The organism is Galbibacter sp. PAP.153 (assembly GCF_037029175.1).
Lineage (GTDB): Bacteria > Bacteroidota > Bacteroidia > Flavobacteriales > Flavobacteriaceae > Galbibacter > Galbibacter pacificus.
In genome coordinates this window covers 14,000-35,043 of record NZ_JAZEUN010000009.1, presented here as the reverse complement: position 1 = coordinate 35,043, position 21,044 = coordinate 14,000, and the positions used below count along the sequence as shown (strand labels likewise).

18 protein-coding genes are annotated in these 21,044 nt (G+C 38.7%); 6 read left to right on the top strand and 12 right to left on the bottom strand.

The window, feature by feature from the left end; all coding sequences use genetic code 11:
* Positions 1 to 60 precede the first annotated feature (60 nt).
* Positions 61 to 2,319 carry an acyl-CoA dehydrogenase gene (locus UXI14_RS07290; protein ID WP_335965576.1) on the top strand — a complete coding sequence of 753 codons (2,259 nt, stop codon included), beginning with the start codon at positions 61 to 63 and terminating at the stop codon, positions 2,317 to 2,319.
* Between the two features lie 55 nt (positions 2,320 to 2,374).
* On the opposite strand, the gene UXI14_RS07285 is transcribed toward UXI14_RS07290, so the two are convergent.
* The 8 genes from UXI14_RS07285 to UXI14_RS07250 all read right to left on the bottom strand — a co-directional run bounded on the left by UXI14_RS07285 (position 2,375) and on the right by UXI14_RS07250 (position 11,558).
* Positions 2,375 to 2,962: a DUF3332 domain-containing protein gene (locus UXI14_RS07285; protein WP_335965575.1), complete on the bottom strand. Its 588-nt coding sequence runs from the start codon at positions 2,960 to 2,962 to the stop codon at positions 2,375 to 2,377.
* Positions 2,963 to 3,027: 65 nt separating this feature from the next.
* The gene (locus tag UXI14_RS07280) at positions 3,028 to 4,032 is read right to left on the bottom strand and encodes a phytase (protein ID WP_335965574.1); all 1,005 of its coding nucleotides are present in this window, start codon (positions 4,030 to 4,032) and stop codon (positions 3,028 to 3,030) included.
* Between the two features lie 91 nt (positions 4,033 to 4,123).
* Positions 4,124 to 6,994, bottom strand: a complete 2,871-nt coding sequence (locus UXI14_RS07275; protein WP_335965573.1) for a TonB-dependent receptor — start codon at positions 6,992 to 6,994, stop codon at positions 4,124 to 4,126.
* 168 nt (positions 6,995 to 7,162) lie between these two features.
* Positions 7,163 to 8,764 carry a tetratricopeptide repeat protein gene (locus tag UXI14_RS07270; RefSeq protein WP_335965572.1) on the bottom strand — a complete coding sequence of 534 codons (1,602 nt, stop codon included), beginning with the start codon at positions 8,762 to 8,764 and terminating at the stop codon, positions 7,163 to 7,165.
* 156 nt (positions 8,765 to 8,920) lie between these two features.
* On the bottom strand, positions 8,921 to 9,181 hold the full coding sequence (rpmA, locus tag UXI14_RS07265; RefSeq protein WP_335965571.1) for a 50S ribosomal protein L27: 261 nt from the start codon (positions 9,179 to 9,181) through the stop codon (positions 8,921 to 8,923).
* Positions 9,182 to 9,213: 32 nt separating this feature from the next.
* Positions 9,214 to 9,978 carry a 50S ribosomal protein L21 gene (rplU, locus tag UXI14_RS07260; RefSeq protein WP_277899805.1) on the bottom strand — a complete coding sequence of 255 codons (765 nt, stop codon included), beginning with the start codon at positions 9,976 to 9,978 and terminating at the stop codon, positions 9,214 to 9,216.
* Positions 9,979 to 10,073: 95 nt separating this feature from the next.
* A complete protein-coding gene (locus UXI14_RS07255) occupies positions 10,074 to 10,535 on the bottom strand; it encodes a DUF4199 domain-containing protein (RefSeq protein WP_277899806.1) in 462 nt (153 codons plus the stop codon).
* Positions 10,536 to 10,673: 138 nt separating this feature from the next.
* Complete coding sequence (locus UXI14_RS07250; protein ID WP_335965570.1) at positions 10,674 to 11,558, bottom strand: EamA family transporter; 885 nt, start codon at positions 11,556 to 11,558, stop codon at positions 10,674 to 10,676.
* A gap of 100 nt (positions 11,559 to 11,658) precedes the next feature.
* On the opposite strand from UXI14_RS07250, the gene UXI14_RS07245 reads away from it, so the two are divergent.
* From UXI14_RS07245 to UXI14_RS07225, 5 genes are all read left to right on the top strand, one after another.
* Positions 11,659 to 12,030: a hypothetical protein gene (locus tag UXI14_RS07245; protein WP_335965569.1), complete on the top strand. Its 372-nt coding sequence runs from the start codon at positions 11,659 to 11,661 to the stop codon at positions 12,028 to 12,030.
* A 237-nt stretch (positions 12,031 to 12,267) separates the two neighbouring features.
* Positions 12,268 to 13,278: a transporter gene (locus UXI14_RS07240; protein ID WP_335965568.1), complete on the top strand. Its 1,011-nt coding sequence runs from the start codon at positions 12,268 to 12,270 to the stop codon at positions 13,276 to 13,278.
* A 16-nt stretch (positions 13,279 to 13,294) separates the two neighbouring features.
* Positions 13,295 to 15,631, top strand: coding sequence for a TonB-dependent receptor (locus UXI14_RS07235; RefSeq protein ID WP_335965567.1), 2,337 nt, complete (start codon positions 13,295 to 13,297; stop codon positions 15,629 to 15,631).
* A 3-nt stretch (positions 15,632 to 15,634) separates the two neighbouring features.
* Positions 15,635 to 16,882 (top strand): PepSY domain-containing protein, encoded by a 1,248-nt coding sequence (locus UXI14_RS07230; RefSeq protein WP_335965566.1) that lies wholly within the window; start codon positions 15,635 to 15,637, stop codon positions 16,880 to 16,882.
* A 12-nt stretch (positions 16,883 to 16,894) separates the two neighbouring features.
* Positions 16,895 to 17,317 carry a hypothetical protein gene (locus UXI14_RS07225; protein ID WP_335965565.1) on the top strand — a complete coding sequence of 141 codons (423 nt, stop codon included), beginning with the start codon at positions 16,895 to 16,897 and terminating at the stop codon, positions 17,315 to 17,317.
* A 136-nt stretch (positions 17,318 to 17,453) separates the two neighbouring features.
* Here UXI14_RS07225 and gldD read toward each other — a convergent pair whose 3' ends face one another.
* The 4 genes from gldD to mutY all read right to left on the bottom strand — a co-directional run bounded on the left by gldD (position 17,454) and on the right by mutY (position 20,974).
* A complete protein-coding gene (gldD, locus tag UXI14_RS07220; RefSeq protein ID WP_335965564.1) occupies positions 17,454 to 18,005 on the bottom strand; it encodes a gliding motility lipoprotein GldD in 552 nt (183 codons plus the stop codon).
* Entirely contained in the window at positions 18,002 to 19,321 is a 1,320-nt protein-coding gene (locus tag UXI14_RS07215; protein WP_335965563.1) for a gliding motility-associated protein GldE, read from the bottom strand. Before UXI14_RS07215 ends, gldD begins: the two co-directional genes overlap by 4 nt.
* 25 nt (positions 19,322 to 19,346) lie before the next feature.
* Entirely contained in the window at positions 19,347 to 19,823 is a 477-nt protein-coding gene (gene ssb / locus UXI14_RS07210; RefSeq protein ID WP_277899815.1) for a single-stranded DNA-binding protein, read from the bottom strand.
* Between the two features lie 113 nt (positions 19,824 to 19,936).
* Entirely contained in the window at positions 19,937 to 20,974 is a 1,038-nt protein-coding gene (gene mutY, locus UXI14_RS07205) for an A/G-specific adenine glycosylase (RefSeq protein WP_335965562.1), read from the bottom strand.
* Positions 20,975 to 21,044: the final 70 nt, after the last annotated feature.

Genomic DNA, 21,044 nt, shown 5'->3' with positions numbered 1-21,044 from the left:
CTTTCTCTTTTAAAATTTGTAATTTGTTTCTCCTAAAAATGGCATTAAATCCTTCATTAAATGAAAACTACAGAATACACTACAAACGTTTTAAAGTACATCCCTTTTTTATATGTTATTTGGTCAGACGACCTTGTTTCTCCTTCCGAAGTATCCATTTTTAAAAAAGGGCTGGACAAAGATACACTATCGCAAGACGAAAAACGTTCGCTGACAAGCTGGATCGATGCCAATAACCCATCGGATGAAATTATGGTAACTTGGAAGAAAATGATAGATGAAGCCGAAGTAAAACTTGTGGAAAGCGATCCATACCCGCTTACCTATTTTAGCATGCGGATGGCTTCAAACAGCCAAAGCGTTAAAAATGTAGACGAAAGCCTGAAGTTTATTGAAATTAATTTGGGGATCCAGCCAAACCATTACCACCATTTATTCAACGTAAAGATAGAGGCCGTAAGTTCGTCTTCTTTTTATTCAGCTAAAGAAATCGACTCTTTTTTCAAAGGGACTTATGCCAAAGAAGTAGACCGGTTTAGAAAAAAAATAAGCAGCGACACTTTTCATTGGGATATTATAAGGGACAAAGACATTTTTAGGGCCAAGGTGCTCGCACAGGTCGAAAACTTGGCAAAAGAAGGATATGGTGCCATGGCCTATGATCCAGAATATGGCGGGATTGGCAACATGCCGGCCTATGCCAGTGTTTTTGAAAATTTAATGTATGTTGACGGGAGCCTTACCATAAAGTTTGGCGTACAATTTGGGCTCTTTGGCGGAAGCATATATAACCTCGGAACAAAAAAGCATCATGACAGCTATTTAACAGAAGCCGGAAATGCTACGCTTTTGGGTTGTTTCGCCATGACCGAGACTCGTCATGGCTCGAATGTACGCGGAGTAAAAACCACCGCAACTTATGTTAAGGAAACCGACAGTATTGTAATAGACACCCCCGGAAAAGACGATAATAAAGAATATATTGGCAATGCACTCCACGCTACCATGGCAACCGTTTTTGCACAACTTATTGTAGATGGTACCAATCATGGCGTACATGCTATTTTAGTTCCGGTCCGGGATAAAAAAGGAGCCTTAATGCCGGGAGTACGTATTGAAGACAATGGGTATAAACTTGGCTTGAATGGCGTTGACAATGGGAAAATATGGTTTAGCAACGTTGCCGTGCCAAGGGAAAATTTATTGAACAAGTTTGGAGACATTAATGAAAATGGCGTATACACTTCTCCTATTGAAAATCCCAACAAACGCTTTTTTACCATGCTCGGCACTTTGGTAGGCGGAAGAATCTGTGTAGCCAAGGGCGCCCTGAGCGGCGCTAAAAAAGCATTGGCCATTGCCGTTAAATATGCATTGAGAAGAAGGCAATTTAACAGCAGCGAAAAGCTTCAGGAAGATTTAATCATGGATTACCCAACGCATCAGCTAAGGCTTATTAAACCAATTGCAAAAACATATGTATACCATTTTGCCTTGGCCAAACTGATAGAAGATTATTCTGTATCAAATGAAAACGAACGAAGGGAAATAGAGACCCAGGCCGCAGCACTTAAGGCCGGGATAACATGGTTTTCCAATCAAACCATTCAGGAATGCAGGGAAGCTTGTGGCGGAAAAGGATATTTGCTTGAAAACAAAATCGCCAACATAAAAGGCGATGTCGATATTTTTACCACTTTTGAAGGAGACAACACTGTACTGATACAATTGGCGGCCAAGGGGCTTTTAACCGATTTTAAGACCGAATTTAACAGTGACAGTTTCATGGATGTTTTAAAATATGTTGGAGCGCAATTATCCGATCGATTGACTACCTTCAACCCCATATTTACTAATAAAACTGACAAAGAGCATCTGTTCGACCCCGAATTTCATAAAGAGGCATTGGAATACAGAAGGCGGAGACTCACTTTTTCTGCGGCTTCCAGAATACAGAAATACATTAAAAAGGGCATGCCGTCTTATCAGGCTTTCCTAAAAGTACAAACGCATCTGGTTGCACTTGGAGGTGCTTATGCAGAAGAATTGTGTTATTTAGGGTTCAACAATTTTGCCGATACGATAGAAGATGAAAAAAACCGATTTTTGTTCAATAAAATCGGGGCCCTGTTTGCTTTAAGCGAGATTCAAGAAAACGCAAGTTGGTATTTGGAACGGGGGTACATAAGCGGCAATAAGTCCAAAGCCATAAGAAAACGTGTGGAACGCCTATGCACGGAATTAAGGCCCCATGTAAACACGTTGGTAGATGGCTATGGAATTCCGGAGCACTGTATTGACACACCCATTACAGAATAAAAAAAGAGAGGTAACATTACTTTTACCTCTCTTTAAAATTATATGGTATGAATATTTATTCTTCTGATGAAGCAAGCATAGCATCGCTATAATCGCAAGCTATCTTTTCTTTTAAGTAAGCAACCGCTTCATCTCTTGGCATTGTTGGGTCTATTTGTACTTTTTCTCCGTTAGGAAGGTTTACCACATAGAAACCATCTTTAAAAGAAGCCAGTTCGATAACCTCGCCGTTTGGCTTAATTGCACTCCACGATTTTTGGTCCGGCTTGTATACCAAGTCTACTTTCTCCCCTTTTCTAGGACCTGCTATAATGGCTATTTGCATTCTGTTTTTAGTTGCCGTCATTTTATAAGTGTTTCCATCTTTTTCGACAACCTGGGTCTCTTTTTCACCTTCTTTCATTGCAATTGGGTTGGAGCCCGTCCAAAACTCAATGACGTTGAAAATGATTAAATCTCCCAACATGAATATTTCATAAACCGGTACGATCCACAATGCCCAAAAAACAAGGTTGTTCACAAACTTGTTTCCCGAAATCCCCTGATTCCAGTCTTTTAAACCATTAAAAGCACTAAAAGAACCTAAACAGCTTGAGCATAGTATGGACATAGCTAATGCCCCTGAAATGACAACTTTTTTCATGATATAAATATTTGATTAATTAGTATGCCTAAGATATTAATTAAATTACAAAAAACCCTGTTTTTTTATAGTAATTTACCTATATCAAAGAAGAAAAAGTTCTTTTCAGTATTCATAGCTACAAATAATCCATTTCTAAAAACGCTATTTAATGGTTCTGTAACCACCTCGCAGCCATCGGTTTCTTTTGTAGTTAAATTCAATTCCTTTACAAACTCCAAAGTGCTTTTATTAAATATATTGAAAGAATTTTTTTGCTGATTGGAAACTATAATATAATCGGTGCTATGTACGTTATTTGCTACAGCAATACCTTCAATATCATCAACAAAAAACTCCCCGCCAAAACAAGCCAGTTCTTTATTTCCCTTGGATGGGTCTGCATAATACTTTCTAATACATTTTCCTTCGTCCGAATAATATACTATTCCTTCCTCATCGTCCACAGCAATAGCCTCGATTTCTTTTTTCCCGCTAAAAGCTCCAAATTCCCTTACCAGTTTGGTTTTTACACCTGTACTGTCCGCCAATAACTCATATTGATACAGATACCCGTCCAACGGCCCGGATTTTCTTCCAACAATGGCATACATTTTCCCTTCTGGGGAATGGTACAAGCTAATCCCCATGGGTAAATTTTGATCTTGTGCGGTTGCATCTTCAAAAACAGGGAAGCCACCATTGTCCAATGGTTTCATGTCCGGAACCGAAAACAGGCGTATTTGTTGCTTTTCCCTTTCGGTAAAAGCCAAAATATCTGTTGTTACCGAGTCGTTAAGCTTAAAACCGTAGCGTATGTCCACATTGTTTGGACGTTTAAGGTCCCGTATTGTTTTGTTTTCAATAATTTTTCCCTCCAGGTCGAAAGCATAAATAGCTCCATCGGTATCTTTGTCGGTTCCAAAGACAATGCTTTTTGAAGGATCCTTTTTATTTACCCAGATTGTCGGATCATCGGTATCGTGTTTTACCTTTTCGGTAATTACATCGGGGGTTATAATAGGCAGGTCGTTCTTTTTGCATCCTATTGCTGCTCCTAAAATAATATATAGGTAAAGTAGTTTTTTCATTCTGAATTATTTTTTTTTATGGAAAGAAGCAATTCCATTTTGGTGGAATTAAAATCTTTTGGAATTGCTCCTTCAATTTATATTTTATGATTTACTTTTTAAAAAGATCGTACTTCAAACCAAAAGTCAAGCGCTTTTCATAATATTCCATTTGCATGGTCCTGTTTTTTTCTCCTTGATAATAACGCAACGGTTGATTGGTAATGTTGTTAAGGTCGGCAAAAACCCTCAAATTGTTTGTAATTGCATAACTGATATTAAAATCCAGAAAAAATTGCTCGTCGTAATAACGGTCTTCAAAAGCATTTCCGCCAATTTCGTCAATATAAGCATCAGAATAATTTGCAGATAAACGGATACTGAATTTTTTGTCGTTGTACCCAATCGAGCCATTAAATATATTGGGCGCTGTATTGGGCAAGTCTAAATCGTCCCGCTCGTCTCCGTCTTCGTTTTTTATCCCCTTGGCATCCGATTTTAAATACGTATAATTTAGGTAAACATTAAAGTTTCTGGCAAATCCGGGAAGAAAATCCAATTGACGTTGAAAAGAAAACTCCGCTCCAAATACCGAGGCGTTATCTCCGTTTTGCGGCTGGTAAACTTCGTATCCATTGGTAGCGTCGCCATACGTATCGTCTGGCGCATTGAATACAGATGTATAAACAAATTTCTCGATATCTTTATAAAAAAGCCCTCCTGAAATAATCCCGACCGATTTAAAATAGTGCTCTGCCATTATATCGAAATTCATCGAGGTCGTGGGGTCCAAGTTGGCATTCCCCAAATAAATCTCCTCATCTTCGGTAACCACGTCTATATAGGGAACAAGATCTACATAATTGGGCCTTGCCAAAGTATTTGTCCATGCCAGGCGCAACAGCGTTTGGTCCGAAAAATTATATTTAAAATGCAGGCCGGGCAATACATTGGTATAAGAGCTTTCTTTGGTTATCTCACCAATAAGGTCTTCTTCGTCTATAATACTGTTTCCAGTAGCCGTAATTTGCGTATTCTCGACACGCACACCCGCAAGCACGCTTAACTTATCGGTAATGTTTTGTGTAGTCATGACATAACCTGCATAAACATCTTCATCTACATTAAAATTGGCCCTTAAAAATTCATCGGGCACAGATTCCTGCTCGAATTGATTTTGATCTTCTAAATCTAGACTCCCCAAAAATTCAGGAGTTACATAATACCCTGCCTGATACTGACTTCCAGCCAGATAATTTAGATCTGTATAATCTTTGGTCTGTACCAAGTCCATGGTATCGAATTGAGAGGATAAAGGAGTATATTCAAAAAAGTTATTGTCGCGGTTTTTTGTTTTCAACCGGGTACGGGCACCAAACTTGAGCAGTCCATTATCGTTAAAAAAATTTAATGGCAACTCGAAATTTAAAAAAGCATTTACATCTTCTTCTTCTGTATATTGATTTTCTTCGGTAAGCTCGTCAAACTCGTAATTATTCAAGTCGTTGTCATTTATATTTTGAGGGGTGAATAACGGTTTTTTCGTATCGAGGTTTCTATTGATGCCAAAATCGGTTGCATACGTTATGTACCTTTCATGCTCACGATCTTCGGAAGCCTTGGCGTAAGAAGCCATCCAGTCGAATTTCAAGCTTCCGAATAAATGATCCCCGCCAATGCTATAATTTTGCATACGCTGATCTTCCAAACGGGCATTATCGTTCCTTCCGCCGGAAATACCTCCTTTGGTTTCGCGCTTGGCTTCAACTGGAAAACTAATCAAGTTATTATTTGCATCAATGGTAAAATCTCCTGCCACAATATCTTCACCATCTAAAATTTCATTGCTGTATGCCAACCTGTTTTCGCGGTCGTCTCTCCAGTTGTACATGGTTTTTAAGTATATGCTGTTATCTGCATCCAATTTATAATCAAAATTGGCAGAAAAACTCCTACGGATACGCTGCACCAGATATGTCCGCATTTCATAAACACTATTGTATGGGTTTACTTCCATTTCTTCTATAATATCTTCCCCTTCGCTATCTTGGTTTCCGGTATTGTATTCAAATTCATTGCTCCATTCTGCCTCCACATCGTCCGAACCAAAATCGTTATCGTTTACAGAGGCAGACAACATCCAGCCAAATTTACCGTCGTTGGTCCTGTCGCCAACCAAAAAAGATCCTGTCCAGATACGTTTATTGTTGATAAAATTAATTCCCGATCCGGCAGTTGCCGAAACCCTAAAGCCTTGAGGAGCCGTTCTTGTTACCAAATTTATCGATCCACCAAGTGCATCCCCGTCCATATCGGGCGTAACGGCCTTGCTTACTTCAATGCTCTGGATCATATCTGAAGGGATTAAGTCCATTTGCACGTTCCTGTTATCGCCTTCGGCCGACGGGATGCGGCTTCCGTTTAAGGTAACCGAATTTAACTGTGGCGATAACCCCCTAACTATAATATTGCGGGCCTCCCCCTGATCTACCTGCATCGTAATCCCTGGAATGCGCTTTACGGCATCTCCAATATTGGCATCGGGAAATTTACCTATTTGGTCGGTAGATATAACATTTGTAATATTTGTATTGTTTTTTTGAGTGTTCAATGCCCGTGCCTGCCCACTCAATGTATATGCCGAAACTTCTACGCTTTCCAGTTCCAAGCTCTTTAAAGCAAGCGTTATTGAAATTGAAGTTGTTTTGCCAGCTTGTACGGTCAGGGTTTGTTTAGTATCGGCAAAACCAAGGTACTTAATCAATAATTCGTGGGTTCCTTCCGGAATTGACAAAAAGGTGAATTTTCCATCAATACCCGACACCACACCTTCGTCCAAATCTTCTAACAAAACCGTGGCCCCGGGTACATAAATACCGTTTTCATCGGCAATTGTTCCTTGTATTTGCCCATTTTGGGCAGTGGCCATGTTTGTAAAAAAGGCAACAAATAGTATTGCCAATATGAGTTTAGTTGCGTTCATAAAATTAGGTTTGTTGTTTTTAACAAAGCTATATTTTACGGTACTTAAGCGTATAAAATTGATGAGAACAAAATGTAATGAAACCGCGTATGACAATGCTATGGAAAGGCAACATTTATACTTAATTAACATTGAGTTAATAATGGGTTTAAGAAACATAGGGTTGGTTTATAGCTGCTGTAAAAACCTTGTTAATTTGTCCCCTTGGTTAATGGATAGTTTTTTTCTAAGGCGGTATCTGGCCACTCGTATACTATCTGGTGTTACCCGTAATATTGAAGCAATCTCTTTTGACGAAAGCCCAAGCCGTAAAAGCATGCACAGCCGTAGTTCGGTTATGGATAGCTCTTCTTCGGTACGGTACCTTAGGTTTTTAAAGAAACTAGGATGTATCTGCTCAAAATAATCCATAAACTGGTTCCATTCCTGTTTTTCTGAAAGATCTTCGTTTATAACCAATACAATTTCGTTTAGTTTAGCATCAACATCTATTTTCTTCCTTCCTTTTATATTGGTAAGCGTATGTGCCACTTGCGATAATGTCCTATTTTTCTGCGCAAGATTAAGGCTATATTTGGACAATGAAGATGTTTTTAATTCTATTTCCCGCTGCAAGTTTTCCTCTATAAGCTTCTTTTTTTCCAAATTAGCCTCCAAGGCCTGTTGTTTGTACTTTTCTATGTTCAGCTCGTGCTGTTTACGCTTTTTTAAATACACATACACACCAAATATTAATCCCAGCAAAGCAACGATAAAAATTAGCATTAACCGTTCCTGAGCCTTGTTTACCTCGTTTTCCTTTGTCAATAAATCTATTTTGGCCTCTTTGCTATTGGCATCGTACAAAGCCTGAAGCGCGTTTATTTGTTGTACGTTCTGCAAGCGTATAATAGTTTCGTTAATAGAATCTGAAATACCCAAGTTTATATATGCCTGTTCAAAATCGTTGAGCAGCCCATAGGTTTTGGACAGGTCTTTATAAGCACTCTCCAGTTGATGGTAATTATGGCTTTTTTCCGCTAGGTTTTTTGCCTTTAGGGTATACATTAATGCCTCTTTGTAATTTTCTTTTTTTCTATTGACATCACCCATGTTGTTAATGATGTTTAGCTTCCGGTCAAATTGGCCATCTTGCCGCTCCATATAATCCAATGCTCTTTTAAAATACTGATAGGCCACCTCATACTGTTCTTTATCCTCATAAATACTCCCAATGTTTTCATTCACCAATGCAAGCCCTAAACTATCTTCTATCTGTTCAAACAATTCCAAACTTGTTTTTTGATATTTAAGTGCATCTTTGTAATTGGACAGTTTTTCAAAACAACTTCCCACGTAACCATTTGCCATCGCCCTTCCTTTTATATACTCAATGGTTTTGGAAAGTTGCAGTGCCTTTAAAAACTGTTTGCTGGCCGTTTGGTAATGCTTTACTGAGAAATGGATTTTTCCCATTTGAAGGTATAAATCAACCAAGGCAGTATCTTTAATGTATGGCTTATATTTTTCGGCTTGTTGATAATTGGCCAAGGCTTCGTTGATCGCGCCTGTTTTTTTATAAAAATGGGCAAATTGTAAATAGGAGTTGGCAATTAAGCTGTCATTCTCGCTTGCCCTGGTAGATTCCAATGCATGTTTTAATTCAAGATATCTCGAATTCACTTGCTTGGAAAGCAAGGAATCGGTTGTTAAATACTGGGCGTTCAAAAGTGTGGTGGGAAAAAATAAAATAAAAAATAAGGCCTTTTTTATATAGTTGATGTTTTTCATGCAGCGTACTTTTGTAAAATTCTACAAAGTACACGCCCAAAAAGACCAAAAGATTACCACAGCGTTAAGAAAAAGTTGTTAAATAATGAACACAAAAAAGCCCTTCCTCGGTCGAGGAAGGGCTTTAAAATATTTTAAAAGAAAAACTGTACGATTTTAAGCTTCAAAAGGCTCTATGGATACGTACGATTTATTATTTCTTTTCTTTTCAAACTTAACAACACCGTCTATCTTGGCATGTAATGTATGGTCTTTCCCCATATATACATTTTCTCCAGGATTATGCGCGGTACCTCTTTGTCTTACGATGATATTTCCGGCAATAGCGGCTTGACCACCAAATATCTTAACACCTAAGCGTTTCGATTCTGATTCTCTACCGTTCTTGGAACTACCAACACCTTTTTTGTGTGCCATGGCTTATATCTTTTGAAAATTAATAATTCTGTTTATTTGTTTTTAAGCAATTCTTTTGCCTGCTTAACCCACTCTTCTGACTCAATTTTTTCACGGGTAATCCCGTCAATAGCAGAAAGTTCATCGCGGTCTGCGGCTTTTAGCTTGCTTATTTGCGTCCACGTATAAACGCCTACTTCGTTCAATTTCTTTTCGTAAGCTGGCCCAATACCATTAATTTGCTTAAGGTCGTCTGCATCGGCTTTAGTTGCAGTACCTATGCTGTGAAGAAGTTTATCAACATTGATCTCTATGTGAGCGTCTTCTGCACGGTGCTCGGCACGTGTAACCAAATTCTCACTTACTTCTGCTTCCTTTTTAGCTTTTGGCGCAGCTTTTTTGGCCGGCTTGGCTTCTTCTTTTTTAGCTGTGGCTTTTGGCTCAGCTTTCTTAGCAGTAGCTTTTGGTTCGGCTTTTTTCTTAGGAGCGGCTTTTTTAGTAGCTCCAGATGCCACAATGCTTTCAATAATGATTTCTGTTAAAGATTGTCTGTGCCCGTTTTTCTTACGGTAACCTTTACGTCTTTTCTTTTTGAAAACAATTACTTTATCACCTTTTAGGTGCTTAACGACTTTTGCTTCAACAGAAGCTCCGTCTATAGCCGGGGCGCCAATAGTAACCGTACCTTCGTCATCAAGTAAAAGTACGTTGTCAAACGATACTTTATCTCCTTCTTCTGAAGCTAAACGATGTACAAACACTTTTTGGTCTTTCGCAACTTTAAACTGCTGCCCTGCTATCTCTACGATTGCGTACATAGCGTAATAATTAATAAATTTAACTAATATAAACTTGGCCTAATTAAATTAAGCGGGTGCAAATATACTGCTAAATCATTAAAGAACAAATGTTTTTATGCCTTTTGAATAGTTTTTTTTGTGTTCCAGCTCGGTTTAAATTTTTGCATAAATGCCAAAGTAAGTACTACGGTCGATGCAAAACCCTCGATCAACAATATAAATATTAATATTCCGGGCCCTTGATTGTAGTCTTTTATCCAGCTGTCCATAATGGTTCCCGGAAAGTTGGGGTCTATATGATACATGTAAATTGCCATGAAAAATGTAAAGACAAGCGTTGCCAGAAAACCCGCCATAATACCCGTTTTAAACCCCTTGTAATAATCAAAGGTATCGCCTTCCAAGATTCTCCTTAAGCGTATTACCGCATATATTCCATAAGCAACAATGGCGCCGTTAAACAAACGTAACCATATGTATTGATGCCAGCCTATTAGTTTCAAAATTAAAAAATAGGCAATTAGGCCAACAGCTATAAAAAGTCCGTATCTTAAATATAATTTATCAGGTTTCATGAGCTATGTATTTGGAATTAACGATATTAAGTTACGAAAAAATATATTTCGCTGCGTTAAAGTTGTTCTAATTTTAAAAACCAACGCACTCATTCCATCAAAATACAAGCACCGTATTTCTCTTAAAATTTAACCCTGTTATTTCTTCTTTCTGTTTCTATTTACAATATAAACGCCCAAAAGGATAATTCCCGAAGCCAGCAAATGTATTACGGTAAACTTCTCTCCATCCAAAACACCCCAGAAAATCCCGACAACGGGAATTAAATAGGTAACCGAAGTAGAAAAAACTGCGTTCGAGATTTGTATCAATTTATTAAAAAGAATTTTGGCCAGCCCGGTGCCAAAAACTGCCAACACGGCAATGTATCCCAAAGAGGTTTGAAATTCTTTGTTTTCGTATGTACTTTCATTAAATACACCTGAAAAACTCAACACCAGAATTGCCGGGGCCACCATAACGGCAAAGTTGCCAACGGCAATAGCCATGGGGGATACCTCCTGTAGTTTAGACTTAACAATATTGGCATTAATTGCATAGCAAATGGCAGCAACGACCACCAGGAGCGCAAAAAAGTAATTTTGGTCCGGATTTACATTTGCCCCTTGAAAAATTAAAACCACGGCACCCAATAAGCCTATTATAACGCCTATAACCTGATTTTTGCTAAAGTTTACCTTAAACACTGCAAAACCAATAAAAATGGTAAAAAGCGGCACCAAAGAATTGAGTATGGAGGCAATGCTGCTATCAATCTCCGTTTCGGCAAAAGAAAATAAAAAAACAGGCACAAAAGTACCGCACAAAGCCGATACCGCCACCCATTTCCATTCTTGCCTTTTTATTTTTAAAACCGATCTAAACCCAATGAGGAACAAGAACACGGTAGAAAAAATTATCCTGACAGAGCCAAGCTGTATGGGCGTTAACCCAACCAAGCCTTTTTTTATCAAAATATACGAACTCCCCCAAATTAGCGATAAAACAATAAGGTAAATCCATTTTTTTTGGTCGTTCATCATAAAAATTGATATTTAAGCTGCAAAATTGTGCTTTTTAAGTCAAAAACTCCTTCCTTTTTATATATTTTTGCAATCGGTTTATAACAAATATCGATAAGGCTTGTTTAAAATCTATCCCATATTATTTACCTTTTTATACATGCTTGCCATGGTCAAACCGGTATTGCCAGTTTTCGACTATGTAATAAACCAAGACTACATTGCAGAATACTTGTGTATCAATAAGGACAAACCCGAAATGCATTGCAACGGGAAATGTTACCTTATGCAAATGCTGGAAGAACAAAATAACAGCAAGAAACAAAACCTCCCTCCAATCGATTTAAGGGAATATCCCATCGGTTTTGTAAATTTTTTATCAATAAAAAAAATAAACGAGCCGGCTTCACCCAAGGCCGACCATTCTTTTTACAACAATCTGTACAATTTTCAACCAAATTACCAGTTGTTCCATCCTCCCATATTTTCTTGATAACATATACCAATACGTTATGTGCTAAAAGTTTTTGGCACCGGGCTTTCCGCTATATTTTTTTTAAAATTGTCATCCTGAGCATGTCGAAGGACAATTTTAAAAAAAGGATGCCGCTGCAATCCCTAACGCGGGAAAAGGCAACACCCATCAAAAACCATTTTAGCCATATAAAATCGAGGGTTCAATAAAGCCATCGAAGCATTTATTTAGCATCAAGAAAATAATTATAAACACATGAAACTACATATCCTTGCCATTTTATGTATGGCAACCACAATAATTCAAGCACAAGAAGAAACCGGTTTATGGACTTCCGGCAGGCCCGACGGCCATGCGCCAATCTCCGTTATGGGCGACCATACCCACAGCAAAGGCGATTGGATGTTTTCCTATCGCTATATGCACATGAACATGAAAGACCTCCACCAAGGCAGTAGCGAAGCATCCATGCAAGATGCCCTTTCCCAATATATGGTAACGCCCAAAAACATGCCCATGAACATGCACATGCTGGGCATTATGTATGCGCCAAGCGATAAAATAACACTCATGGCCATGGCCAATTACCAATCGCAAGAAATGGAACTTCAAAACAGGATGGGCAACGAGTTTAACACAGCATCTTCTGGTTTTGGCGATTTAAAAATTTCGGCATTGTACACTTTTTTTAATAAAAACAGACAAAAGCTACATGCTCAAGTAGGTTTTTCGTTTCCAACGGGAAGCATCAACCAAGAAGATGTTACCCCCATGTCGGCACCAAACAAAACAATACTCCCTTATCCCATGCAAATAGGTAGCGGGACCTTCGATGCCAATCTGGGGCTTACCTATTTAAAAGAATGGGATAAACTATCGTTTGGCTCTCAACTTATGGGAATTTTCCGAACAGGGGAAAACAGCAACGATTACCGTTTAGGAAACGTATATAGCATTAACAACTGGATGGCGGTTCCCGTAAACAGTTGGCTAAGCTTCTCCGGAAGGGTAAAATGGGCCGCTGTTGAAAAAATTCACGGTACCAATCCAGACCTCAACCCCATGATGGTGGTCACCGCAGACACCGCCAACAGTGGCAAAACATATGCCGAAGCCGGGTTGGGCTTTAACCTTTACGCATTTAAAGGAAGCTTGAAAGATGTACGTTTTGGATTTGAAGCCGCTTTGCCCATTTACCAGAACATGAACGGCATTCAACTTAAAAACCAGCAAACCTTAACATTCGGACTCCAATATTCTTTATAAGACAAGAAAACAAACAATGAAACATATAATTATAACAGCCTTTCTTTTTTGGGCAGGCTACTCGCTTAATGCCCAAACTGAATATAAAGGACAAGTAACCGACTCGCAACAGAATCCTTTGGTGGGAGTAACAATTTTATCGGCAACAAATGCAAGCAAAGGCGTTTCGACCGATGCCTCCGGAAATTTTAGCATCTCATTACAAAACCCGGAAGTTATTTTGCGGTACATAGGCTTTATCGAAAAAAAGATACGCCTTGAACCACGTTTTAATGTACTAACGCTTGATGAAAACACCGAAAACCTTTCCGAAATTATAATCTCGGCAAGCAGGGAAGAACAAAAACGCTCTGAAGTCCCTGGTGCCATCTCGGTAATAAGCGCCAAAAACATTGAACAAATCAAGCCTTTTGGCATCGAACAGTTGGTAAACCAAGCCCCGGGGGTATACATGTCGACCTCCAAAGCGTCGAGCAATGAGCAGCACATGATGGCGGTACGGTCCCCTATCTCTACAAAATCGTTGTTTTTGTATCTGGAAGACGGGTTGCCCATCCGGCCAACGGCCGTATTTAACCACAATGCCCTCTTGGAAATGAACGATGTTACTTTTGGAAGGGTTGAAGTACTAAAAGGCCCTGCTTCTAGTATTTACGGGAGCGAAGCCATTGGCGGCAGTTTTAATTTTATTACCAAAAACCCCACCCAAGAACTTCACGGGAGTCTCGGTTTTCAAGCGAATGATCTGGGGCTTACCAAGTACGATTTTGAAGCTTCAGATTACACCAACAACAAATTTGGCTTTTATCTGGGCTCCCAATATGTGCAACGCAACAATGGTCCTATTCAGCATAGCGATTATGAAAAATTTGCCGTTACCTTTAAAACTGTTTATCATGTTAATCCTTCAATTACATGGACGCAAGTTTTTGATATGATTGATTACAGGTCTGATATGACCGGGGCACTCTCCGAAGAAGATTATAAGGGCGGGAATTACGAAAGCGACCAAACCTTTACCGAGCGTGTAGCAAAAGCCTTTAGGTATAGGACCACGGTTGATAAAATATGGAACCCCAACAACAAAACGTCTTTTAATTTTGTTTTCAGAAATAATGAGATGGACCAGATTCCGTCGTACCGAATTCGTCAGTTTCGGGAAAACGGGCAGCTTACCGGTTATGGGTCTGGTGAAAGTAACACCAATAAATTTAACAGTTTTGTAGGCCTGCTTCAGCATAAAACTTCTTTTAACTTTTTAAATTCATCGCTTATTGCAGGGGCATCGGTGGATTTTTCACCACAAACCTACAACGCGAAAACCATTGATGTTTATGTAGATCCCCGTACGGGAATAAATACAGGATATCGATTAAACAACGGAGATTACATATTAAATTATGATGCAGACATTTTAAATACGGCCGGATACCTTCAATATGAAATAACTCCTTTTGAAAACTTTAAAATTACGGCCGCGCTCCGTTACGACCATTTTGAATATCATTACAACAACCTACTGGATGGAAAAGCAGGCCCGAAAGATTCTAATAACCAATACGAAAACTGGGCGCCAAAAATAGGCTTTAACTACAATCTTAGCAATAGGTCGGGATTGTATGTAAACTATTCAAACGGATTTACGCCGCCCGAAACCTCTACCCTATACAGAAATAGTTATGTAGGTATAAACGGCGATGTTTTCAATCTCAAACCCAGCGATTACAACAATTATGAAGCCGGGGGTTATTTTGTTTCTGAAAAATGGAAACTCGATGCCGCCCTATACATTCTGGATGGAAAAAACACCTTGGTAACATTGAGAAACGACACTGATGAATATTACAATGCCAACGCCGGGAAAACAAGGTCTTATGGAATAGAGTATGGAGTTACATTTAAACCCATTCCAGAATTGAGCATTGCCTATAATGGTAGCTATGCCAAACACCGATATGTTACTTTTTATGAAGGAGGCATAGATTATTCTGGCACCGATCAAGACGTTGCGCCTAATTTACTCGGGAACGCTCAGGTAAATTACCACCCAACTTTTATAGACAACTTTAATTTTGGGGTGGAATACGAAATGGTGGGAAAATACAATACCAGCTTTGAAGGACAAATAGATAATGGCGACGGAACATTCTCTACGGCTACTTACGGAGGTCATAATGTTTTCAATTTAAGAGCAAGTTACAGATTAAGACAATTTGAAGTTTGGGTTCAGGCGCTTAATATTTTTGACACCTTATATGCTACAAGGGTTTCATATAATATATACACAAAAGAAAACAATTACTCCATAGGAAACCCAAGAGCGTTCCATGCAGGCATCCGATTTAATTTCTAAACAATGAAAAAAAATAAAAACCTAAACAAATGGCTATGGAAATGGCATTTTATTGCCGGGTTACTATCGTTGCCTTTTATACTTATTTTATCCATAACCGGGGTCATATACTTGTTTAAGGCCCAATACGAAGCACCCATCTACAAGCCCATAAAAGAAGTTGTGGCAAAAGGCGCTCCTATTACCTACCAACAACAATGGGAAATTGCCAAAGCAAATGTGGTAAAAAAGCCCAATTCCATGATTGTCCCTTCAAAGGCAAACCGGGCTACCGAGTTTGTGTCGGGCATGTTTGGCGGTGCTACCAGCTTGTTTGTAAATCCGTACAAAGGAGAGGTTTCGGGGCAAATCCTTCCTCAGCGGTCGTTTATGTTCAAGGTCAGAAAACTGCACGGCGAACTGTTAATGGGTAAATACGGCACCAAAATAGTAGAGCTTGTTGCCTGTTGGATGGTAGTACTTATTATTACGGGACTGTACGTTTGGTGGCCCGAAAAAAAATGGAGCCTAAAAGGATATTTTATACCCAGGACAAAAATGGGCAAACGTACTTTTTTTAGAGACACACATGCCATTACCGGATTTTGGCTATCGGCTTTGTTCCTTTTAATCCTAGCCGGAGGATTACCATGGACGGATGTTTTTGGAGCTAGTTTTAAATGGGTGCAAAAAATCACCAACACAGGTTATCCGGCCACATGGAACCAATTCAATATAGAAGAAAACCCTTCTAATACAAAAATGGTTTCTTTAGACCATATTGTCCAATCGGCAAAATTGTTAAACCTTCCAGGGGAAATTACTATTGAATTTCCCAAAGGAAAAAATGGAGTGTTTAGTGTTTCCAATACCAATTATTCAGATTTAAATCAACAAAAAAAATATCACTTCAATCCCTATACCGGCAAACAAGTTATAAAACACGACTGGGAAGATGTTGGTATTTTAATGCGGTCACGTATGTGGGTAATGGCTTTTCATCAAGGGCAGTTTGGCAAATGGAATTTCCTCATTATGGTTTTTGCTGGGAGCATGTTATTCTTAATGAGCTTATCGGCCATTGTTTCTTATATATCGAGAAAGCGCAAAGGCAATTGGGGCACCCCAAAAGTCTCCATTTCGTATAAAACGGGAAAAGGCATCGTTTTAATTATATGCATTTTGGGTATAATCTTGCCCTTGTTTGGCATCAGTGTTATATTAATCTGTATTTTTGAGTTTCTTCGGAAGAAGAAAATAAAACTCATTTAAATTTAAGTTATAATGAAAAATTTAATTCTCATACTAACTATTGTTTTTTTATCGGCAACTGCGTGTAAGCAAACGCCCAAAAAAGACCAAGGCCCAACGCAAATGGAAAAGGTCATGGCCGTGCACGACAGCTTAATGCCCAAGATGAATACATTAACCAAACTTGTGGCCGAACTGAATGAAAAGGCAGACACTACAGAAACAGGGATGAAATATGAAGCCGCAAAAAAGGACCTACAAGCAGCGCATAAGTCTATGATGGACTGGATGCAGGATTTTGGCACAAAATTCGACCATGAAGAAATTTTAAAAGGAAAAGAGCTCACCCCGGAGAAAAAAGAATTGCTAAATGAAGAAGAAAAAGAAGTAGAGGCCTTAAAAAAGCAGATCGACACAAGCATAGAAAATGCCGAAGTACTTTTAGGTAAAAATTAAAAAATACCAAGATGGTGTTTTCAATAAAGAGAACACCATCTTTTGTCATCACTTTTTATATTTACTCCAAAAGACGTATGTACTTCTTGTACTTTTATGTGCAGTAGTAATTTTTATTCTTTTATAGGTAAAATCTTTATTTCCACCGAATGGTCTCCATGATCTTCCTTATGTCTTCTTCTAAGTATTTGGCAGCGGGAAGTACAGAGTCGTAATTGGGCTTAACATTAAAATATAATGAACCCGTTAAAAAATGAGAAGTGCTGTCGGTTACATAAAACTGCGAAGCAGATGCGGCGTTCCCAGCCACCAAATAAAACATTCCGTATACTTTATTGTCTGTATTTACAAAGGGCTGTTCTTGAATATTATCGGCTTTTGCAACGTGCTCGTATGTTAATTTTTGGGCATCCCTTAATAATTTATCGAGATTGTTGTTAATTGGTTTATAGGTAATAAAAATGCGGGCATTCATCTGGGAATAATCCAGGTTCATGGAGCAATCAGGCTTTATGGAAGCTTCTGCGGCATTGTTTTTATAAAAAACATACGGGCATTGGGTAGACAAGGCAGTGTATTCCGGGGACTTATATTCCAGTCGCAAAAGTCCTTTTGGCTTTGGAACGGGGTCATTTCCGCAGGAAAAAAATAAAAAAACGCTTATAAATGCAAGGACTATTCTGCTCAATTAACTGTAACTTTAATTTGTTTGATACGTTTTTTGTCTAACGCTTCTACTACAAACGTAACATTATTAAAAGTTATTTTCTCGCCTTTTTTTGGAAAACTTCCGGCTATCTCCAAAACAAAGCCTGCAATGGTTTCGGATTCTCCTTTATTTTCTTCAAAAGGCATCTCGTCTTCCAGTTCTATAACCCGGTAAAAATCCTTAAGTGCTGTTTTTCCTTCAAACACAAAGTTGTTGCTGTCCAGTTTTGAATATACCAAGTCTTCATCATCAAATTCATCGCTTATATCGCCAACAATTTCTTCAATTATATCTTCAAGGGTAACCAATCCGGATGTTCCGCCATATTCGTCTACTACAATGGCCAAATGGTTTTTTTTCTCCTGAAATTCTTTTAAGAGATCGTCCAGCTTTTTATTCTCCGGAACAAAATACGGGTCCCTTTTTAAGGTGGGCCAATCAAAATTTTTCCTGTCCAGGTAGGGCAATAAGTCTTTTACATATAATACGCCCGTTACATTGTCCATATTTTCTTTAAAGACCGGGATTCTGGAATATCCGTTCTTAACAATTTCGCTCACCACTTCCTGAAACTTCATTTCTTCGTTCAGGGCAAAAACATCAATACGGGGCTGCATTACCTGCCGTGTATCGGTATTTCCAAAAGAAACAATTCCTTGTAATATCTTTTGTTCCTCAACGGTCGTATCTTCTTCCGAGGTAAGCTCCAAAGCATGCGATAACTGGTCTACGGATATATTACTTCGCTGTTTTCCCAGCCTTTCCTGTAAGAATAAGGTTGTGGAACGCATTGGCATGCTTAGTGGATAAAATACCGTATCCAGGACATTTAAGGGATATGCCATAAAATGTGCAAATTTCATCCTGTTCCTGCTTGCATATATTTTTGGAAGTATTTCTCCAAAAAGTAAAATTAAAAAAGTTACCACAACTACTTCAAGGATAAACCTGATCGGGATAATTCCTAAAACATAACCATCTATGGAGCCAAAGAAAAAATTTCCGAGCGAAGTAAAAAGCAGTACAATGGCAATGTTTATAAAATTATTGGCTACCAATATGGTTGCCAATAATTTTTTAGGACGGTCCAGCAATTTTACAATAATGCTCCCTATGGATGTGCGCGATTCGTTTATTTCGTTGACATCTGTTTGCGAAAGTGAGAAAAAAGCCACCTCTGCCCCCGAAATAAGTGCAGAACATACTAACAATGTAAATAAAACTATCAATTTAATAATTGAAGCTGTATCTATAAATAATAAGATTAAAATAAAACTCGAGGGCTCCGGGTCCAAAGTATGGTATTTTAGTTAAACTTGGTTAAAATGGTAAATCGTCGTCCTCATCTTCGTAAGAAGCGGGCGATTGCTGTTGTTGCGATTGAGGGGAAGATTGCTGGTTGCTCACAGGTCCTTGGTTTTGGCCCGAAGACGGTTGCGACGTGCCTCCTTGGGAGTCTGCCTTATTGGTTAAAAACGTAAAGTCGGTTACCTGTACCTCGGTGGTATAGCGCATGTTCCCGTCATCGCCCTGCCATTGCCGTGTTTTTAAACGTCCTTCCACATATACCTTATCTCCTTTGCTCAAATATTTTTCGCAAACTTCGGCCGCTTTGTTCCTTACAACTATATTGTGCCATTCGGTATTGGTAACACGTTCTCCCGTTTGTCTGTTTGTATACGATTCATTGGTAGCCAGCGGAAAACGCCCAATGCAGTTACCCCCTTCAAAATAATTCATCTTCACATCGTCTCCAAGGTGACCTATTAGCATTACTTTATTTAACGTTCCACTCATTTATCAATTTTTTATCTGTTCTATTTTATTTTCAGCACTTTTAAGGTTGTGGTTTTATTTTAAACCTTGCCAACCGTTCAACGCAATTATAAATGTATTAAAAATAACTAAATCTAAAAACCAAAATCTTCAACAAAATTGGCAATCAATACAGGCACGGGATAATCTTTAACTTTTTCTATTACAGTACCCGATTTTAATTTGCCGTGCAAAGTTACAATCCAAAATCGAGTATATATATGCTGATGCGATAATTTATGAACTTTGAGCTCCTCGTTGAACAGCCGTATGTTATAAGCATTTCCATGTATCAGTTTTAAAAAGGTATCATGCCCGGCTATATGTTCTATTTCTACTTCTTTTGAAGTTTCTATTAAAGGGAATTCATACAGGTTTTGCCAGATGTCTTTGTTTTTTCTTTGCTGAAGGATTGTTTTTTCATTATCTGTAATAATCAAATAATTGAAATATCTTTTTTTAACTTTTGTCTTTTTCAGTTTTACGGGCAATTCCCCCATTTTTCCTTCGGCAAAAGCCACGCAACTATTTTGAAGGTTACAAAGCTTACAGTTTGGCGACTGCGGTTTGCATTGGCGGGCGCCAAACTCCATAATTGCCTGGTTATAGTCGCCGGGTTGATCTTTTAATATAAGTTCTTTGGCCAGTGCCTTGAAATATTTTATCCCTTCGGTAGAATTTATGGGAATAGCTATGCCAAAATACCGGGCCAAAACCCTGTAAACATTTCCGTCTACAACGGGCGTGGGTCTGTTAAAGCATATGGAAGCAATGGCACTAGCCGTATAATCGCCAACGCCTTTTAGTTTTTTTAGCGCATCATAACCATTAGGGAAAGTTCCCTTAAAATTATGCGCAATTTCTTTGGCGGTCGTGTGTAGATTTCGAGCACGGGAATAATAGCCCAGCCCCTGCCATAATTTTAACACTTCTTCTTCTTGGGCTTTGGCCAGGTCGAAAACCGTTGGGTATGCGGCTGTAAATTTCTGGTAATATGGCAGTCCCTGCTCTACCCGGGTTTGCTGTAACATAATCTCGGACAACCAAATACGGTACGGATCCTTGGTTTTTCTCCAGGGCAAATCCCTTTTATTTTCTTTGTACCAATGCACGATGACCCCTTGAAAATCCATATGTTTTCCCGTTAAATTCAAAAATAATAGCTTTATTTGGTTAAATTTTAATTATTTACACTTTATTTAT